This window comes from Paenibacillus xinjiangensis (genome assembly GCF_059686975.1).
Window position 1 is genome coordinate 165797 of record NZ_JCAALS010000002.1, and the last position, 16449, is coordinate 182245.

Here is a 16449-nt window from a genome sequence, read left to right on the forward strand (position 1 = left end):
TCAGTTAGTCTTCGACCGTACGAAGCTCAGCACATGATCCAAATTTTGCGGCGGTACGCTATCGATAAGGTCACCTATCTTCTGCAGGCGCTCCGATATATTGAGCAGATTGAAATCGACAGGACGGATGCCACCGCCGAATACTTCATCCCAGGTGAGCGGCGTTGATACCGGGGCTCCTGGACGTGCGCGGGGCGTATAGGCTGCTGAGATGGTTTTGCCCTTGTAATGCTGCAGATAATCGACATAAATCAGATCGCCGCGATTTTTGGTCATGCGTTCAATAGTGAACAGCTGAGGGTAAGCTCGCGATAAATATTGTCCAACGAATTGCCCTAGCTGTCGAAGCTCATCGAAGGTATGCCGCCGCTCAATCGGAACGATGATCTGTACGCCTGTCGCGCCTGACGTCTTAGGAACCGAGTGGATGCCAAGTGATTGCAGCAATTTGCCTACAAGTGCAGCGGCTTCCATTATTCTCGGCTCATCCTGTCTGCTGGGGTCCAGATCGAGAATCCATTCTGATGGGAAGTCAGGGTTATCCAATCGATCGAAGGAAGCATGGAATTCCAAGCAAGCTAGATTGCCCAGCCATAGCAGCGTAGGGACCGAGTCCAGTATGACATAGCTGATACTGTCGACGGTTTCCGTACGGACATATTCAGGAGTGGGAGCTGGGCAGTTTTTCTGATAAAAGGACTTCCCGTCAATGCCGTTCGGATAACGGATGGTCGTGAGATACCGTCCCTTGCAATATTTGATTAGAAAAGGGGACAATGACGCAAGCTTCTCTAGGTAGAGGAGCTTCGTTATGCTCTGCTCTGGCCATAACAGCTTCTGCGGATTGGTTACAGTAACCTCATAGCCGTCCACTGCGATAACTGTCGGCTTACGGGAAGAAGAACGTAAGTTATTCATCTAATGCTCAGCTCCTTGTCCACCCATCCCCGATCCAAAAGAAACCAGCTTCGGATGGCGAAGCAGTCCTGCGGAGGTAAGCTCTAATCCCGTTACACGGCAGGGGAATGGAGCGGGCAGCCAAATAACATCCTCTCCCTTGAGCTCGGCCGGCAGAGTGCTGAAAGGCATAGCCCATGTTGGCGCATCCTTGCTGCTCAGCTGAAGCATATTGCCGAGTGCTTGCCGCATAGCCTCATCGAGTCCTAGCGAGACGCTGCCCATGAAGTTCCCTTCGGCATCGGACATGACGAGGCTGGCGGCTCGTCCCTCACGGCGCTTGACGCCGATGATGCCTACGTCGAGAAGCAGCGCAGTTTTCTTTTTCAACCAATCACGATGCTTCTTGCCTTGCCTATAAGGGCTGGACAGCCGCTTGCTGACGATCCCTTCCCAGCGGTGCTTCTCCACCCACTGCCAGAGCGCTTCACCATTCGTATACATACCGATCAACAGGACATTAGCTGTACCGGCAGGTAGGCTAGCAAGCTTCGTCTTCAACCGCTCATACCGCTCTGTGTAGGGGGATTGACGCAGATCGTTGCCATTCTCACTTAGCAGATCGAATACCACATACAGCATTGCTCCATTAGAAAAATGGGGAAGACGGGGGAGAAGATCAGCTTCTTCCCCTTGGATCCTTGTTGGAGTGTGGGCGCGTGAGAGGTTCGTCTCTAGCTTGCGTGGCGCTCCTTTGCCTCCGATTCTTTCCCGCTGCAGCACCTTCTGAAAGTTAGGCTTAACCCCATCCCAGTAGACGACCTCTCCGTCCAGCACACATGAGCCGAGCAGGGGAGCCAGCTCTTGAAGCTTACTGTGAATTTCCGGATAGACGCTGTTTTTATTGAGGAGCTTCCGTGAGCGGAGATGAACAGACCCTTCTTGACCGATATCGGCTAATAGCCGCACACCGTCCCATTTCAGCTGATAACACCAATCGTCGCCTTGAGGCAGCTTGCTGTCACTAATTGGAGCCATCGGCTCTGTAAGCTGTAAGAGAGGGAGCTCCATCGGCTTATTCAGCGTCATCAGGATACAGTTTCTTTCGGCTTAGGTTTCGTCGTCCTCGGTTTACGAGGCTTGGTCGCTGCGGCAGGTGCTGCTCCGTCCTCAGCTGCCCCATTGTCCGTAGTCGCTGGCTTCACTCCTGCGCCTGTGTCCAAGCCTGCACCGCCTGGCGCAAGCTTAGCAGCCTCGAGACTTGCTTGCAGCGCAGCCATGAGATCGATAACATTCGTCTGCTCCTGCTGTGGGGCGATACGAATTTCTTCCCCGGCAACCTTCCGGTTAATGAGCTCGACCATATTATGACGATAGTCATCCGTATATTTGTCCGGCTCGAATGGTGTGGACAGCTGTTCGATAAGGAGCTTCGCCATCGTCAGCTCTTTATCGTTCACTTGGACGCCTTCCGGTAATCCCGGCACCTGGGTAATCGAACGAATCTCATCCGGATAGAAGATGGTCTCCATCGCCAGACAATTATCAATGACTCGGATAGCAGCTAGGCTGCTTTTGGATCGAATTGAGATTTTGGCAATCCCGATACGCCCAGACTCGGACATCGCTTGAAGAAGCAAATTATAGGCATTGCCGCCTGCTTGATCTGGAGATAGATAATACGTCTTCTGAAAATAAATCGGATCGATCTCCTCAAGCGCAACGAAGTCGAGAATTTGAATCGTTCTGGACTTCTCGCCAGCAAGCTGCTCGAGCTCCTCCTTCTCGAATAAGACAAAATGCCCCTTGTCGTATTCATAGCCTTTTACAATATCATCCCATTCGGCTTCAACGTCGCAGTTCGGACACCGACGAACGTAAGCGATAGGACTTCCGCAGGTTTTGTGGATCATCCGCAGTGAAATATCTTTGTCCTCTGTGGCTGAGAACATTTTGACCGGAACATGTACGAGACCGAAGCTAATTGCACCTTTCCATACGGTATGCATCGTGAATCCCCTCCTAATTCTTTGTTTCTATTGTTCCCGGAATGCATGATAATCAATCAAATCGGGCATATTTTGCTGGAGAGCCTGATCACACAAGCGGGAGGAGTGAAGCTTACAATGACAGACAATGATAACGATAAATTCGCCCCAGATTACAAGAATGAAGGTCGAGACGATTATTTCATGGATATTGACCGCATGGTCAATGAGGGACTGGGTGGGGGCAATGTATCCCCACAGAACGGCTTGATTGACGAGTCGACGACGGATACGATCGTACCTGAGAGTAAGGACTGACAAGCTTAAGTAACGAGTATGGAGGTGAAGGAAGATGGACGCAGCACGTGCCAAGCAAATTTATGATTCGGACAAAACAATCGGCGTGCATCTGGAGGGTGATTCCGTCTGGATTGAGCATGTGGATGTAGCGAACGGGATGGCAACGGTACAGGTGGGATCTAATCCGCTTAACACTCATACCGTATCGGTGGATCGATTGAAGGAAGAAGCTAGGTAAGAGTAGGGCCACCATACCAGCAAGCAAGGGAAAGCCGAAAGGAGCTCGCCGCGCAAGCGGTCGATTCTTTCGGCTTTTTGTATGCCGACGTGTAAGTGTCTTACACCTATTACCCCGCCCGCTTATGAAACCGCCGATCATCCCCGTAATGTTGCACAAAAGTCAGCATTCGGCTCAAGAATCCACCACCCTGCCTCATAATGTTGCAACAAAGTCAACATTATGCTCCAGAAGCAGCCGTCCGGCCTCATATTGTTGCACAAAAGTCAGCATTCGGCTCAAGAATCCACCACCCTGCCTCATAATGTTGCAACAAAGTCAACATTATGCTCCAGAAGCAGCCGTCCGGCCTCATATTGTTGCACAAAAGTCAGCATTCGGCTCTGGAAACCGCCACCCGGCCTCATAATGTTGCACAAAAGTCAGCATTCAGCTCAAGATTCTACCTGAGATGGACGTGCACGACACTACGACGAAAATTCCAGTCTCAATCATTATATGGGAAATAATTGAAACCTATGTCTAGAAGAAAGCGTTATATATGGAGGTGTATGATTTTGGAATAATATCAATAATTAGAGAGGGAGAGTATCTATTATGCAGAGCAAGCTCAAGCCATCATCGCTAGAACGTTATCCGCTTCGTCACAAAGCTATCGCCGCAGCACTCACGCTAACCCTGCTTCAAGTGCCCTTATTCGGCAGCTTATCCTACGCAGCATCCGCTTCAACTACCAGTACTATCATTGCAGAGGACACTACCTCGACAACGAACGCAGACGAGAGTCAAGCCAAGATTACGAAGGATCAAGCGGTTGAACGAATCCGCAGCTTATTCCCGATTATGAAGGATGCTGATGTAGATCGTGTCCAATTCGGTAATAACAATACTTACCCTCCCACCAAGGAGGCTGTCTGGACGATACAATGGAGCTTAACAAGCAGCGATGGCAGCTCTTCTTATGGTTTCAGCTCAACTGTCGATGCGATAACAGGAGATATCGTTCAGTTCTATTATCCATACTCTGAGCAATTGAATTCGAATGTCTATTACCCGCCGGAAGTAACCAAAGATAAGGCAGAGTCAATTGCCAAGTCGTTCATATCCCAAGCATCGCCCTCTATAGCTAGTACAGATAAGCTGCGGCTCGTTCCGAGCAGCATAGGCCGCACAGCGAATGCTCTATTTGGGCCGATCCAATATGAATTCACCTATGAGCTGCTCATTAGCGGTATTCCATCTTCACAGAGCATTTCGATTACAATTGACGGCAATGGCAATGTTTTATCCTATAGCGGACATCGCTCACAGAATCCATATCCTTCAGCTGAAGCGAAGGTGACCGCTGCGGAGGCTGTGAGCAAGTACAAGCAGGATATCCAGCTCGAGCTCGCTTATATTCCTACTTCTTTCTACAGCTATAATAACAATAGCAACACAGAGCCGTACCGTATCGGATATATCCCAATATCCTCGAATGTTGGCTATATGGATGCACAAACGGGTGAGTATTTTAATGAGGTTGGAGCAGCTGCTGATGGCTTGCGCCAGTACACCGCAATCGAGCCTACAGGAACTCTCTTTAAGCCGCATAGCGGGCAGGAGCTGACTGAGGGGGAAGCACTTGCGGTTGTGGAGGACGTTACAGATATCCCTGAGGACTATGGTACTGCTCAGATTAATCTGGAGGATCAGTACCGGGGATTGAAGCAGAATGTATGGACCTTCTGGTGGAATAAGCAATCACCTATGGGCCCAGGTGGCAGCATTCATGCCTCTGTAGATGCGGCAACCGGAAGGCTGCTTGAATTCAACAGCTACGATTATATGAACATGGGGGCGGCTGGGGAGCAGGCGGAGGAACCGAGCTCGTCCATAACGGAGGAGCAGGCACAAGAGAAAGCGATCGAGCTCGTCAAAAGGCTTTATCCGGATGCTGAAAGAAAGCTTAAGCTCGTGGAGCCTAATAACGTTTTGTATGGAGACTCCCAGGTGTATTATTCTTACGGCTTCCAGCAATTTTATAATGATCTTCCTATACAAGGGAAATCGGTATCAATTAATTTCGACAAGGCTGGCAAGCTGGTTAATTATTATGATTGGACCGATGAAGAAGCGGATTTGGTCAAGCTTCTGCCTTCAGCAACGTCGATATGGAGTGCAGAGGATGCGCAGACAAAGTATCGTGAAGCGATCAGTGTAGAGCTTAGATACGTCAATACAGGCGGGTATTATGTGAATAGCACTTATCAAGATGTTCTGACGAGGCTTGCTTACGTGCCGTTAATCAATGAGAATGCGGGAGGTTACTTCGTGAATGCCGCAAACGGCGCGCTCGAGCTGTTGTATAGTTGGAGTGGAACTGGCGACTCGGAGTCCAATACGGAGGTTCCAGCGGATATCGCTAAGCACTGGGCTTCTGAGCAATTAACGACGCTGTATGAGCATGGCGTACTTAAAGCTGAGGCAGATGGTCTGATTCATCCCGATACTCAGCTGACAACTGGAGCGTGGTTGAACCTGCTGTTTGCCGGCTTCTACCCAGGAAGTATGAATGATTACGGTTATTACAATGGAGAAAAGCAGCTGTTCGCCGATGTGGCACTCGACAGTCCTTATGCATCCGCCGCTCGGTTCTTCGTCCAGCGAGGCTGGCTTGAAGCCTCGGATAAGAAGAACCTCCACCCCGACAAGCTGCTGACACGAGGTGAGCTTGCGGTATGGCTGACCAAGATACTGAATTATGATCAACTGTCCGCATTCATGACGAAGGACACAGATGTAAGTAAGCTTAAGGATGCATCTTCCATTCGTAACAAAGGTGCGGCAGCAGTGGTAATGAAGCTGGGCTTGCTGACAGCTAAGGATGGCAAGTTCAATCCGGATGCATCGGTAACGAGAGCAGAAGCAAGTGTCATTATGATGCGCCTTGTCCATTTGCAGGGCAGAGTGGATACGCCGATCATGGGTTAAATAAAGACAGATAGCCCGTTCGTTCCAGCTTAGCATGGAGCGAACGGGCTTTTGCTGTTCAACAGCACTTCGATAACGGATTCCAGCCTTTGCGATAGCCCTAAGCGGCAAGTCGCATCAGCCTCCGAATGCTTCACGGAATGCAAGGCGAAGCCTTGCTTCATCAACTTCCCAGAGCTCTGCAATCTGGGCGCTCACGTTCTCGTCCCACCAATCGGACAGAAGTCTGCGGTTGCTCTCATTCTCGGCGATCCATGGCAGGTTGACAACAACCTTTTTGAAGTAGAGCGTTTCGGCCTGCTTCATCTTATCCTCGGGAACATAGAGCTTCAACCGTTTGGCGGTTCGATACAGTTCATTGCTGCAGGCTCGGCGAATTTTGCGTGCAGTCGGCAATTCGGAGACGTGCTTTTGGGAAGATGGCTTCATGATGTACCGACTCCTCTCTATACCCCATATGTATGCGCCCGGGGAAGAGAAGGTCACATCCTGCTCCTATTGCACGGTAATGTATCCGACCATAGGTCCGCTGTGACGCATATCGGTATGGGTCAAGCATACAATCGGATAAGTGCCTGCTTGTTCCGCAGTGAAACGTACGACGGTCGTCTGTCCTTTTTTCACCTCGCCTTTAATGCCTAACCCTTCGATGACAAAAGGATGACTGCTGCCATTAACGCCATTAATCCGCAGCTCGATCGTTTCCCCTTTTTGAATCAGAATCGTTCCAGGGTCCCAGCGATAGACCTCTAGCTCTTTGCCGTCTGCGAGCTTCGTGCTGTACTCTACGGTCAGCAGCTCGATGGTACGCGCTGCTGTAGGCTGACCGCTCGCTAAGCGAGCTTTATCCCAGCTTAAGAAGACAGCAGCTACAATAATAAGGAGGGCGACGAACACGAACAGCTGTACATGCTTTTTATGGATGATGAACACTTTGGACATAACCATTCACCTCTTCACGCAGATTGGCCTTGGCATTGTACCGCTAGTCTATGCAGAAGCTTGTCTGCCGATGACTTCATGTGGATGGCTGTCCGAATAATATGGTAGAATACAGGCGGGGATATGTTAATTGAAAGGCGGGATGAGCAGGTTGATGGATTGGATTCATGGCATATTGAATGATTTATTATTATGGATTGAAAGCCTCGGGTATTTCGGCATATTGATTGGATTAATGATAGAGGTAATTCCTAGCGAGATCGTACTCGGCTATGGCGGTTATTTGGTATCCAAGGGTGACATTTCTTACATAGGCGCAGTTATATTCGGTACGATCGGGGCAGTAGGCCAGAACTGGATCTTGTATGCTTTTGGTAGATTCGGCGGGCGGCCGATCGTAGAGAAGTATGGCAAGTATATTAAAATTAAGCCCAAGCACGTGGACACCGCTGAGGCATGGTTCAATAAATACGGAGCAGGCATTGTGTTCACAGCGAGGTTCGTGCCCGTTATGCGTCAGGTCATCTCCATTCCGGCCGGAATGGCCAAAATGAATTTTGGCTTGTTCACACTATTGACTGCTCTTGCTTCTATCCCTTGGTCATTGCTGTTCGTTTATCTGGGTATGACGCTTGGCGATCAGTGGGAGACCATCGATGAGAAGGCGGGAGCTTACGTTCAACCCGCTATTCTGATTGCACTCGCTCTGCTTATTATTTATATTCTTGTCAAAATTGTTCGATCACGCGGGAAATCGGTATAATAATACCTATTCTACATTCACGAAAAGAGGAATTGAAAATGAGTAAAAGTATAGCAGATAAATTAAACAAAGGGATTAGCCCGCAGCAGTTCATTGACGGCATGACCAAAAATAAAGAAACGTTCACGAACTTGTATGATACCTTCGAATGGCCGGACGAGAGCGATCGCGAGTACTTCGAATCCCTGAACAATCGTGATGATCTTCGCGTATCTATTCTAATGGCCGACTGGTGCGGTGATGTTGCTCGCAACATTCCAGTCGTATTCCGAGTGCTGGAGAATAGCGGTGTTCCTACAGAGGTGCTCATTATGGAAGAGCATCTAGACACGATGGATCAATTCTTGACGATGGGTGGACGTTCTGTGCCAATCGTTATTATTTCGGACACAGGCGGTCATGTGCTTGGCCAATGGGGACCTCGTCCAACCTATATTCAAGAGCCGATGGTAGCCTTCAAGAAGGAGAATCCGGACCGTGAAGCTAACGATTATCAGGATAAGCTGGCTGTAACACGCCAAGAAATTATGCGTCGTTATGGAGAAGGCACAGGCTACCAGTCCCTTATTATTAAAGAGCTTCGGACGTTGTTCGAATCGTTCTAAGAAGATAGATAGGAGCTGGAAGAGAATGCGCATTGAGATGTTTACGCTAGGCCCGATACAAACCAATTGTTATTTGTTGACTGTGAAGGATGAGGAGAGCGGCGAGGAGCGGGGGATCATCATCGATCCGGGCATGCAGCCTAAGCGCCTGCTGGACCGAATCACCAATGTGAAGATCGAAGCTATTCTGCTGACCCATGCTCATTTTGACCATATGGGTGGTGTAGGAGAGGTTCGTGCCGCAGCAGGCTGCCCGGTCTACATCCATGATGAGGAAGCAGATTGGCTGACAGACGCACGCAAGAATGGATCACATCGTTGGTCTGATGTAACCCCTCCACTAACGACCGAGCCTGCTGAATATGCGTTGGACGAAGGGATGCTACTCAAGCTAATCGGACAATCCTTCAAGGTGATGCATACGCCTGGGCATTCGCCGGGCAGCGTCAGCTTCTTGTGCGGAAGCGATCTGTTCTCAGGAGATGTATTGTTCAAAATGTCAGTTGGGCGTACGGATCTGCCAGGTGGACGTGAGCGTGACTTGTACGATTCCATCCAGACGAAGCTGTACAAGCTTCCAGCTGATGTAACGGTCTATCCGGGCCATGGGCCTAAGACTTCAATCGGCTTCGAGATGGCGAACAATCCTTATACGAAGTAACAAGCTTAACCGCCGATGTGTACGGGAGACCGACATGTCGGCGGTTTTCGGTTAAGTGTGTCCCTCACATTATGGAAAAGCATGCTCAAATCTGCGACAATGTACAAGAGACTTGTTAACTGACAATGACGAATTGAAAATTAAAGGACGGTGCATGACGTTTGGCTGGAACAACGGCAAAGCAATCCGAAGAGGAATTAGATGGAGCATCAGGTAAAATAGCGAGAACGCCCGAGCAGATTGCAGCGGAGAACGACAGCATTATGAAGGCAATGGCTTCGCAGCTGGCAATTCCTCTCACTAAGGTAAAGGCTGCAGTCGCGCTCCTCGATGAGGGCAATACGATCCCATTCATCGCACGTTACCGGAAGGAAATGACCGGTGAGCTGGATGAGAATGATCTTAGAGCGATTGAAGAGCGCATGCAGTATATGCGGAATCTGGAGGAGCGCAAGCGTGAGGTTATCCGGCTTATTGATGAGCAGGGCAAGCTTACGGAAGAGCTGCGGAGCTCCATTCAAGCCTCGCTTAAGCTGCAGGAAATTGAAGATCTGTACCGCCCTTATCGTCAGAAACGCAAGACACGAGCGAGTGTGGCGAAGGAGAAAGGTCTGGAGCCTCTTGCGGAGTGGATTTGGTCACAGCCTCGTCAAGGGGAGCCTCTGGCTCAAGCAGCAGCCTATATTAATCCAGATAAAGGCGTAGCAACGGCTGAAGAAGCCCTTCAAGGCGCAATGGATATTCTGGCTGAGAATATAGCTGATGACGCAGCGATTCGAGCTTGGGTGCGTAAGCATACGTTCGATCAAGCACTTCTGAAGACCGAAGCGAAGAAGGCTGGCGTGGAGTCCGTCTACGAGATGTATTACAGCTATCAGGAACCAGTAAGGCGGCTGCCTCCTCACCGTATTCTGGCCATTAACCGCGGTGAGCGTGAGGATATTCTTCGCGTTGCATTCGAGCTGCAGGTGGAGCGCGTACATGAATTTGTTCAGCGTAAGGTCATTAGGAATCATACCGGTGCTTCTATCGTAGAGGTTCTAAGAGCTGTAATTGAGGATGCATATAAACGTCTAATCTCACCTTCCATCGAGCGTGAGGTGCGCGGTGAGCTGACAGAGAAAGCGGAGGAGCATGCAATATCCATCTTCTCGGAAAATCTTCGTAATCTGCTGCTGCAGCCGCCAGTACGCGGCAATATTGTACTTGGCGTCGATCCGGCTTTCCGGACAGGCTGCAAGCTCGCTGTTATAGATGATACCGGGAAGCTGCTGGAGGTAGCAGTGTCCTATCCGACTCCTCCGAACAATAAGGTGGCAGAAGCCGAGCAGCTTATCAATCGACTTATCGATAAGTATAAGGTTGATCTAATCGTTATTGGCAATGGTACCGCTTCGCGGGAGACGGAGCAGTTCATTGCCAATCTGATTAGCAAGCGCAAGGCTGCAGGCGGGGAAGAGCTCAAATATATAATTGTCAGTGAAGCGGGTGCAAGTGTCTATTCCGCATCCAAGCTGGCAGCAGAGGAGTTCCCGTCACTTGATGTAGCAGAGCGAAGCGCGGTGTCGATCGCACGCAGGCTGCAGGACCCGCTTGCTGAGCTTGTGAAGATTGAGCCCAAGGCGATTGGCGTCGGCCAATATCAGCATGATGTGAGCCAGAAGCGGCTCGATGAGAGCCTCGGCGGTGTTGTAGAGTCAGCGGTTAACCATGTTGGTGTTGACGTGAACACAGCGTCAGCATCGCTGCTGTCGTATGTGGCGGGCATTAATGCTACGATCGCACGGAACATTGTGAAGTATCGTGAGGACAACGGTCGATTCGCGAAGCGGGGACAGCTGCAGAAGGTGCCTCGACTTGGGGCAAAGTCCTACGAGCAGTGCATCGGCTTCCTACGCATACCAGAGGCAGGCAATCCCCTGGACCGGACACCTATCCATCCCGAGTCCTATGATGTGGTAGACAAGCTGTTCAAGGAGCTGGGACTTAAGCTTGCGGATCTCGGCACAGAGGAGCAGAACGCGAAGTTGACTGCGGTTAATGCTGAAGTACTTGCCCCTGCGCTTGGTGTTGGTGTGCCGACACTTAAGGATATTATCGACAGCCTGCTGCGTCCAGGGCGTGACCCGCGGGAAGAGCTGCCGCCTCCTATTTTCCATACCGATGTCCTAAATCTCGAAGATTTGACACCGGGCTTGGAGCTGCAGGGAACCGTGCGCAATGTCATTGACTTTGGCGCCTTTATTGATATTGGATTGAAGAATGACGGGCTTGTCCATATATCACAAATGAGTGATAAATTCGTTAAGCATCCGATGGATGTCGTCTCGGTTGGCGATACGGTCACCGTATGGGTCCTGAGCGTAGATGTCCAAAAGGGACGAGTAGGCTTGACGATGCGCAAGCAATCCTGAGGAATACAGAAGTAGAGAAGAGGCTATCCTGCAATCACTGTATAGTGGTCTAGGATAGCCTTTTATGTTGTCTAGTGGAGTGTAGTCAGCTCTGATTCATCGTCCTGATCCTTAGGACCTTGCTTGCTGCGATAGAAGTACCAGCATTCATTGAGAAGCTTAATCTGCCTCCGGTCCTTCTTCTGGAATGCACGCATCATTTGGTTGCATAGCCATTGCGGCATCGCACTTCCGCCTCCTTCCCGCTCTACCCTGTTGTATAAATACCATATGGGGAAGGGCGATTGTCCGTGCCTGTCTTGAGCCAAATTGGTTCTACTGGGAATGGCTGTCCTTGCCTCATGAGCCGAATGGCTTATATAATGGGGGGGAAGAATGGAGGGGAAGACTTATGGTACAGCCTGAAAAAGGGAGCGTCACAACAAATTACAAATGGTTCGGCTTGGCTCTTCAGGCGCTGGTCTTGCTGTCCAGACGAGAGGATTGGAGCACGAGCGCAGACATTGCCGCAAGACTCCATTCAGAAGCTTCACTTATGCGAAGAATTTTGGCTAAGCTCTCCAAAGCCCAGCTTATAGAAACAAGGGAAGGCCGAGTCGGCGGATATCGGCTGAAGGGTGATCCTGCTGCTGTAACTTTGGCTGATGTGTACCGGGCGCTCGACATGCAAGAGCCAGTATGCAGTGGAATGCTGTATGCAACAGGTGAGCAGGATTTAAGCGGTGGGAATATGGCCAGTCTGTTAAGCCAAGTATCCGATGAGGTGGAGCGGCGCATGCTCGATACACTGAATAAGGTTACGATTGTTCATTTGTCAGAGAAATGCTCGGGGAGCGAAGATTAGGGAACAATTATTGGAGAAAGCAAATCGAGGATTGACTTTATACGCAATCCATCCTATACTGTGATTGAAATGATTACAGTTGCTTGCATTTAACTGTGCTAATTATTACACAGAACGGAATAAGCCCGAGGTGTTTGACTGCACGTAAATAGAGAGCAATTCCAAATTGGATATGGAGGTATTACCATTATGACTACTCAAACTGATTCACAAAAAGGCCAAGATTTTATCTCGTTAGTGAATGCAAGACGTTCTGTTCGCCATTATGATCCTACAGGTACAATCACTGAGGAGCAGATCAAAGAAATTCTCGAGATTGCTACACGTGCACCATCTTCATCCAATACACAATCGTGGCGTTTCCTTGTTGTCACTGATCCTGCGCTGAAGCAGCAAATGCTTCCTATCGCGAACAATCAACAGCAAGTGGTTGATGCAGCCGCAGTTATCGTTGTTCTAGGGGATCAAGAGCTGCATACAAAAGTCGAGCAAATTAACAATCTTGCTGTCGATGCTGGCTTCTTGACTCGTGAATTCGCAGACCGGTTCATAGAAAACTCGATTAAATTGTATACGTCGGTTCCAAAAGAGCGTCTGCACGAGATTACCGTATTCGATGCAGGTCTTGTGTCGATGCAAATTATGCTGGCAGCCAAAGAAAAAGGCTACGATACAGTTCCTATGGGCGGCTATGACCGTGAGAAGCTGAAGGCTCTTCTGAGCATTCCTGACCGCTACACTCCGAACATTCTTCTTCCGATTGGCAAAGCGAAGGTAGAAGGGCATCCAAGCGTGCGTCTGCCTGTAGAAGAAGTAACGTTCTTTAATAAAATATAAGAAACAAACAGAACAAACCCGCTGCCGGATATACCGGAGCGGGTTTGTTCTGTTTGTATGACTTACTCATTTGCCTAATCAAGCATTTCATCTTCATACCACTGCTCAAGCTGGGCTTGCAGGGCGCGAATCTCAGTCAACAGAGCGATGAGCGGATAAGCAGATTCTTTCACTGCGGAGAAATCACGCTCCAGCTCGTTGATATAATCCAGGCCGGATAGGATAGCAATGCTGCTGTCATGCAGATCGACATTGTCGCATTCGGCTACAGCATAAGGCAGCTGTGGAATACGGTCAGCTGTGAGCTTGTCGATTTCTTTATGAAGGCGCAGATTGAGTGCGCTCAGCTGATAAGCGTGCGAATCAGGCATTTCAACAAAAGAGATGGTGTCATGATGCTTCATAAGGACATAACGCATAGTTGGCATAATACGGTTTAGCTCTCCCCTCGGATCGAATATCAGCACATACTTCACTGTCATCGCCGTTCCATAATTAAATATTACTACTTGACAGTGTAGCGTATGAACCATTTAAAATTCAAGTAGTGGGGGAGAATGGATATGACGATAACGATGAATGATCAAGAGCTTCAGCAATGGGTGGAACGCGTATCCATCGAAAGCTTTAACCGTCCGTTCAAGCATAAGGCAACTTTCAATAGAAGACTGAAAGCGACAGGCGGACGTTACTTCATGAAATCACATGATATTGAGATCAGTCCGCATCAGCTGGACAATTTCGGCACGGAAGAAACAGAAAAAATAATTAAGCATGAGCTGTGCCATTATCATCTTCATTTATTGAAGAGAGGGTACAAGCATCGGGATGAGGATTTCAAAAGGCTGCTCGCTCATGTAGGAGGGTCACGCTATTGCCAATCGCTTCCAGACCGCGCGGGGCGTACGCCGGCACCGTTTCGATACCAGCTTATTTGCACCAGCTGCGGCTGTGTTTACCCGCGCAGAAGGCGGGTTGATCCGGCCAAATATGCCTGCGGAAAATGCCGCGGAAAATTATTTTTAAAAACGCTTGACCTTCTTAATGAACCATGATATATTATTACTTGTCGCCGCTGAGAAACACGCGGTTGCGACAGACGAAAGAGTGTGTGAGTAACATTCCCTGATAGCTCAGTTGGTAGAGCACTCGACTGTTAATCGAGTTGTCACAGGTTCGAGTCCTGTTCGGGGAGCCATATATGGGGAGGTACCCAAGAGGCCGAAGGGGGCGCTTTGCTAAAGCGTTAGGGTGTAACAGCCGCAAGGGTTCGAATCCCTTCCTCTCCGCCATATATACTTCTTTCACAAAGTAATTGTAACGGAAAGACCGTTCAATAGAGGGTCTTTTTTTTACGCCTCATGACAGCGAAGGTTGAATGATCCAGTAATTGGATTGAAGTAAATTGAAGAAAAGCTTGTACTGAAGCGTAGAAGTTGTTATAATAACAAATGTCGCTTTAACAGTGACGCAATCATCATATGGCCCGTTGGTCAAGCGGTTAAGACACCTCCCTTTCACGGAGGTAACAGGGGTTCGATTCCCCTACGGGTCACCATTCCTTAATGTAAGTGAAGCAGCTCTCAGAGTTCGTTTTACAGCATGAGAGCCATTAGCTCAGTTGGTAGAGCACCTGACTTTTAATCAGGGTGTCGAAGGTTCGAGTCCTTCATGGCTCACCATTTACTTCATCCCTCGAAGTGAATGAATGTGAAGGAATAACCTTTAAATGTGCGGTAGTGGTGGAACGGCAGACACGCTATCTTGAGGGGGTAGTGTCCAATGGACGTGCAGGTTCAAATCCTGTCTACCGCACCATATAATGAATATGAAGATTGTTATATAGAAGCCACTTTCTTTTCAGAAACACATTCTGACAAAGTAAGTGGCCTTTTAGTTTATTGGTATTGTTTTCTGCGGGTTCACTTTTGATGAAATTTAGTATAGAGTAATATAGTAGGATCTTGTGCATGAGCCTTTTAAACAGAACCATAAGATCATCAAGATACTAATTACATGATTATAAATGGTTGAATTGAAAAGGGGAAATGACGAACATGAGAATGAATCTGATTTTTACGAACAAAGGACAGGCTGCTATCGAGAATTTCAATAATGATGAATTAATTGAGATCTTCACGAGATATAGCAATACGCTAATGAAGAAATACACGATCGATATTTCGGTTCCGACGGACGTGAATCAGAACATTATTGAGAAGCGTACGCTTACCGTAGCTTTGGATAATGTGCAGTGCGATGTAGACACCTTCTTCAAAGAGCTGGGACGCGACATTAAAGTTCCACTGAAGAAAAGACTTGGTGCTACGGATAAGCTGGATAACGTGTTCAAAACAGAAGTTATCGCCTAGTGTAAAAATAGCCTTGCCGCGTATGAGAATTGCGCAGCAAGGCTATTTTTGTGTGCTTTTCTGTATAGACTATTCGTTGGCTGGCGTTTGATCGGTTTCTCCGATCGGAATTAGGCTCCATATCCCTTTTGTGAGCAGCCATATACGTATCTAAGCGAGGCTCAGCACAAGAAATGGGGTGGACTGTTGGTTAAGCTAACCTCTTACTTAGTGGTTCGTCTTTTCTCTTCCATTTTGTCTGTCTCATCTTTTTCTTCCTTTTGATTGCTCTTTATAATGGCATAAGCGATGTGGCCGACCATAGCTAGAAATAAGCCGGTGCCGACGGTGATATAGACCATTGTGAATATTTTGCCCAGAGAGGTCTGTGGAACGAACGTGGGATGCCCAACCGTACTCAGTGTAACGACACAGAAGTATAATGCATCAAGGAGGGGCAAGCCCTCCTCTTTCCAATAGAAGATAGTTCCGGACAGCAGGATGAGAAGGATTAGGACGAATAAGGCTTGAAAATTTTTGAGCTTAAAGGCTTTGAATATACCGCCTAGAAGACGTTTAAGGGTAATGAGAAAAGAGATCATGCTGTTGAATACACTCCTTCAGGCTGGTTATTCG

The 16449-nt window shown here is 48.7% G+C and carries 19 protein-coding genes and 5 tRNA genes; 16 read left to right on the forward strand and 8 right to left on the reverse strand.

The window, feature by feature from the left end:
- The 3 genes from ligD to ku are packed head-to-tail and all read right to left on the reverse strand — an operon-like array spanning position 1 to position 2906.
- Positions 1–918: a non-homologous end-joining DNA ligase gene (gene ligD / locus AC6ESP_RS02775; protein WP_497095152.1), complete on the reverse strand. Its 918-nt coding sequence runs from the start codon at positions 916–918 to the stop codon at positions 1–3.
- On the reverse strand, positions 919–1986 hold the full coding sequence (locus AC6ESP_RS02780) for an ATP-dependent DNA ligase (protein WP_497095153.1): 1068 nt from the start codon (positions 1984–1986) through the stop codon (positions 919–921).
- Positions 1986–2906: a non-homologous end joining protein Ku gene (ku, locus tag AC6ESP_RS02785; protein WP_497095154.1), complete on the reverse strand. Its 921-nt coding sequence runs from the start codon at positions 2904–2906 to the stop codon at positions 1986–1988. The genes AC6ESP_RS02780 and ku overlap by 1 nt, the downstream gene beginning before the upstream one ends.
- A gap of 117 nt (positions 2907–3023) precedes the next feature.
- On the opposite strand from ku, the gene AC6ESP_RS02790 reads away from it, so the two are divergent.
- The 3 genes from AC6ESP_RS02790 (at position 3024) to AC6ESP_RS02800 (ending at position 6396) form a co-directional block, all read left to right on the forward strand.
- A complete protein-coding gene (locus AC6ESP_RS02790) occupies positions 3024–3203 on the forward strand; it encodes a hypothetical protein (protein ID WP_497095370.1) in 180 nt (59 codons plus the stop codon).
- A gap of 34 nt (positions 3204–3237) precedes the next feature.
- A complete protein-coding gene (locus AC6ESP_RS02795) occupies positions 3238–3423 on the forward strand; it encodes an H-type small acid-soluble spore protein (protein ID WP_497095155.1) in 186 nt (61 codons plus the stop codon).
- 597 nt (positions 3424–4020) lie between these two features.
- Positions 4021–6396, forward strand: coding sequence for a YcdB/YcdC domain-containing protein (locus tag AC6ESP_RS02800; RefSeq protein WP_497095156.1), 2376 nt, complete (start codon positions 4021–4023; stop codon positions 6394–6396).
- 117 nt (positions 6397–6513) lie between these two features.
- Here AC6ESP_RS02800 and AC6ESP_RS02805 read toward each other — a convergent pair whose 3' ends face one another.
- Both AC6ESP_RS02805 and AC6ESP_RS02810 read right to left on the reverse strand, forming a co-directional pair.
- Positions 6514–6825 (reverse strand): dehydrogenase, encoded by a 312-nt coding sequence (locus AC6ESP_RS02805; protein ID WP_497095157.1) that lies wholly within the window; start codon positions 6823–6825, stop codon positions 6514–6516.
- Positions 6826–6891: 66 nt separating this feature from the next.
- Positions 6892–7338, reverse strand: coding sequence for a cupredoxin domain-containing protein (locus AC6ESP_RS02810; RefSeq protein ID WP_497095158.1), 447 nt, complete (start codon positions 7336–7338; stop codon positions 6892–6894).
- A gap of 154 nt (positions 7339–7492) precedes the next feature.
- Here AC6ESP_RS02810 and uptA point away from each other — a divergent pair, with 154 nt between their 5' ends.
- The 4 genes from uptA to AC6ESP_RS02830 all read left to right on the forward strand — a co-directional run bounded on the left by uptA (position 7493) and on the right by AC6ESP_RS02830 (position 11781).
- Positions 7493–8101 carry an undecaprenyl phosphate transporter UptA gene (uptA, locus tag AC6ESP_RS02815; RefSeq protein WP_497095159.1) on the forward strand — a complete coding sequence of 203 codons (609 nt, stop codon included), beginning with the start codon at positions 7493–7495 and terminating at the stop codon, positions 8099–8101.
- Between the two features lie 38 nt (positions 8102–8139).
- On the forward strand, positions 8140–8706 hold the full coding sequence (locus AC6ESP_RS02820; protein WP_497095160.1) for a thioredoxin family protein: 567 nt from the start codon (positions 8140–8142) through the stop codon (positions 8704–8706).
- A gap of 25 nt (positions 8707–8731) precedes the next feature.
- A complete protein-coding gene (locus AC6ESP_RS02825; protein ID WP_497095161.1) occupies positions 8732–9367 on the forward strand; it encodes an MBL fold metallo-hydrolase in 636 nt (211 codons plus the stop codon).
- 218 nt (positions 9368–9585) lie between these two features.
- Positions 9586–11781 carry a Tex family protein gene (locus AC6ESP_RS02830; protein WP_497095371.1) on the forward strand — a complete coding sequence of 732 codons (2196 nt, stop codon included), beginning with the start codon at positions 9586–9588 and terminating at the stop codon, positions 11779–11781.
- A 71-nt stretch (positions 11782–11852) separates the two neighbouring features.
- Here the strand turns inward: AC6ESP_RS02830 and cmpA are convergent, their stop codons facing one another.
- Positions 11853–12005 carry a cortex morphogenetic protein CmpA gene (cmpA, locus tag AC6ESP_RS02835; RefSeq protein WP_497095162.1) on the reverse strand — a complete coding sequence of 51 codons (153 nt, stop codon included), beginning with the start codon at positions 12003–12005 and terminating at the stop codon, positions 11853–11855.
- 167 nt (positions 12006–12172) lie between these two features.
- Here cmpA and AC6ESP_RS02840 point away from each other — a divergent pair, with 167 nt between their 5' ends.
- Together AC6ESP_RS02840 and AC6ESP_RS02845 are read left to right on the forward strand one after the other, a co-directional pair.
- A complete protein-coding gene (locus tag AC6ESP_RS02840; RefSeq protein ID WP_497095163.1) occupies positions 12173–12625 on the forward strand; it encodes an Rrf2 family transcriptional regulator in 453 nt (150 codons plus the stop codon).
- Positions 12626–12814: 189 nt separating this feature from the next.
- Positions 12815–13462 carry a nitroreductase family protein gene (locus AC6ESP_RS02845; RefSeq protein ID WP_497095164.1) on the forward strand — a complete coding sequence of 216 codons (648 nt, stop codon included), beginning with the start codon at positions 12815–12817 and terminating at the stop codon, positions 13460–13462.
- Positions 13463–13536: 74 nt separating this feature from the next.
- On the opposite strand, the gene AC6ESP_RS02850 is transcribed toward AC6ESP_RS02845, so the two are convergent.
- Entirely contained in the window at positions 13537–13890 is a 354-nt protein-coding gene (locus AC6ESP_RS02850) for a hydrolase/acyltransferase (RefSeq protein WP_497095165.1), read from the reverse strand.
- Between the two features lie 135 nt (positions 13891–14025).
- On the opposite strand from AC6ESP_RS02850, the gene AC6ESP_RS02855 reads away from it, so the two are divergent.
- The 7 genes from AC6ESP_RS02855 (at position 14026) to AC6ESP_RS02885 (ending at position 15834) form a co-directional block, all read left to right on the forward strand.
- On the forward strand, positions 14026–14517 hold the full coding sequence (locus AC6ESP_RS02855; protein WP_497095166.1) for a SprT family protein: 492 nt from the start codon (positions 14026–14028) through the stop codon (positions 14515–14517).
- Between the two features lie 67 nt (positions 14518–14584).
- A tRNA-Asn gene (locus tag AC6ESP_RS02860) sits at positions 14585–14660 on the forward strand.
- A gap of 5 nt (positions 14661–14665) precedes the next feature.
- Positions 14666–14754: transfer RNA gene (locus AC6ESP_RS02865), tRNA-Ser, on the forward strand.
- 191 nt (positions 14755–14945) lie between these two features.
- Positions 14946–15020, forward strand: a tRNA-Glu gene (locus tag AC6ESP_RS02870).
- Positions 15021–15068: 48 nt separating this feature from the next.
- Positions 15069–15144, forward strand: a tRNA-Lys gene (locus AC6ESP_RS02875).
- Positions 15145–15195: 51 nt separating this feature from the next.
- Positions 15196–15280, forward strand: a tRNA-Leu gene (locus AC6ESP_RS02880).
- A gap of 239 nt (positions 15281–15519) precedes the next feature.
- Positions 15520–15834 (forward strand): hypothetical protein, encoded by a 315-nt coding sequence (locus tag AC6ESP_RS02885; RefSeq protein WP_497095167.1) that lies wholly within the window; start codon positions 15520–15522, stop codon positions 15832–15834.
- 203 nt (positions 15835–16037) lie between these two features.
- Here AC6ESP_RS02885 and AC6ESP_RS02890 read toward each other — a convergent pair whose 3' ends face one another.
- Positions 16038–16415, reverse strand: a complete 378-nt coding sequence (locus AC6ESP_RS02890) for a potassium channel family protein (RefSeq protein WP_497095168.1) — start codon at positions 16413–16415, stop codon at positions 16038–16040.
- Positions 16416–16449 lie beyond the last annotated feature (34 nt).

What these genes read in the sequence shown, in the direction of transcription:
- ligD (WP_497095152.1), bottom strand. Translation starts at nt 918, where the DNA reads ATGAATAACTTACGTTCTTCTTCCCGTAAGCCGACAGTTATCGCAGTG.
- AC6ESP_RS02780 (WP_497095153.1), bottom strand. Translation starts at nt 1,986, where the DNA reads ATGACGCTGAATAAGCCGATGGAGCTCCCTCTCTTACAGCTTACAGAG.
- ku (WP_497095154.1), bottom strand. Translation starts at nt 2,906, where the DNA reads ATGCATACCGTATGGAAAGGTGCAATTAGCTTCGGTCTCGTACATGTT.
- AC6ESP_RS02790 (WP_497095370.1), top strand. Translation starts at nt 3,024, where the DNA reads ATGACAGACAATGATAACGATAAATTCGCCCCAGATTACAAGAATGAA.
- AC6ESP_RS02795 (WP_497095155.1), top strand. Translation starts at nt 3,238, where the DNA reads ATGGACGCAGCACGTGCCAAGCAAATTTATGATTCGGACAAAACAATC.
- AC6ESP_RS02800 (WP_497095156.1), top strand. Translation starts at nt 4,021, where the DNA reads ATGCAGAGCAAGCTCAAGCCATCATCGCTAGAACGTTATCCGCTTCGT.
- AC6ESP_RS02805 (WP_497095157.1), bottom strand. Translation starts at nt 6,825, where the DNA reads ATGAAGCCATCTTCCCAAAAGCACGTCTCCGAATTGCCGACTGCACGC.
- AC6ESP_RS02810 (WP_497095158.1), bottom strand. Translation starts at nt 7,338, where the DNA reads ATGTCCAAAGTGTTCATCATCCATAAAAAGCATGTACAGCTGTTCGTG.
- uptA (WP_497095159.1), top strand. Translation starts at nt 7,493, where the DNA reads ATGGATTGGATTCATGGCATATTGAATGATTTATTATTATGGATTGAA.
- AC6ESP_RS02820 (WP_497095160.1), top strand. Translation starts at nt 8,140, where the DNA reads ATGAGTAAAAGTATAGCAGATAAATTAAACAAAGGGATTAGCCCGCAG.
- AC6ESP_RS02825 (WP_497095161.1), top strand. Translation starts at nt 8,732, where the DNA reads ATGCGCATTGAGATGTTTACGCTAGGCCCGATACAAACCAATTGTTAT.
- cmpA (WP_497095162.1), bottom strand. Translation starts at nt 12,005, where the DNA reads ATGCCGCAATGGCTATGCAACCAAATGATGCGTGCATTCCAGAAGAAG.
- AC6ESP_RS02840 (WP_497095163.1), top strand. Translation starts at nt 12,173, where the DNA reads ATGGTACAGCCTGAAAAAGGGAGCGTCACAACAAATTACAAATGGTTC.
- AC6ESP_RS02845 (WP_497095164.1), top strand. Translation starts at nt 12,815, where the DNA reads ATGACTACTCAAACTGATTCACAAAAAGGCCAAGATTTTATCTCGTTA.
- AC6ESP_RS02850 (WP_497095165.1), bottom strand. Translation starts at nt 13,890, where the DNA reads ATGCCAACTATGCGTTATGTCCTTATGAAGCATCATGACACCATCTCT.
- AC6ESP_RS02855 (WP_497095166.1), top strand. Translation starts at nt 14,026, where the DNA reads ATGACGATAACGATGAATGATCAAGAGCTTCAGCAATGGGTGGAACGC.
- AC6ESP_RS02885 (WP_497095167.1), top strand. Translation starts at nt 15,520, where the DNA reads ATGAGAATGAATCTGATTTTTACGAACAAAGGACAGGCTGCTATCGAG.
- AC6ESP_RS02890 (WP_497095168.1), bottom strand. Translation starts at nt 16,415, where the DNA reads ATGATCTCTTTTCTCATTACCCTTAAACGTCTTCTAGGCGGTATATTC.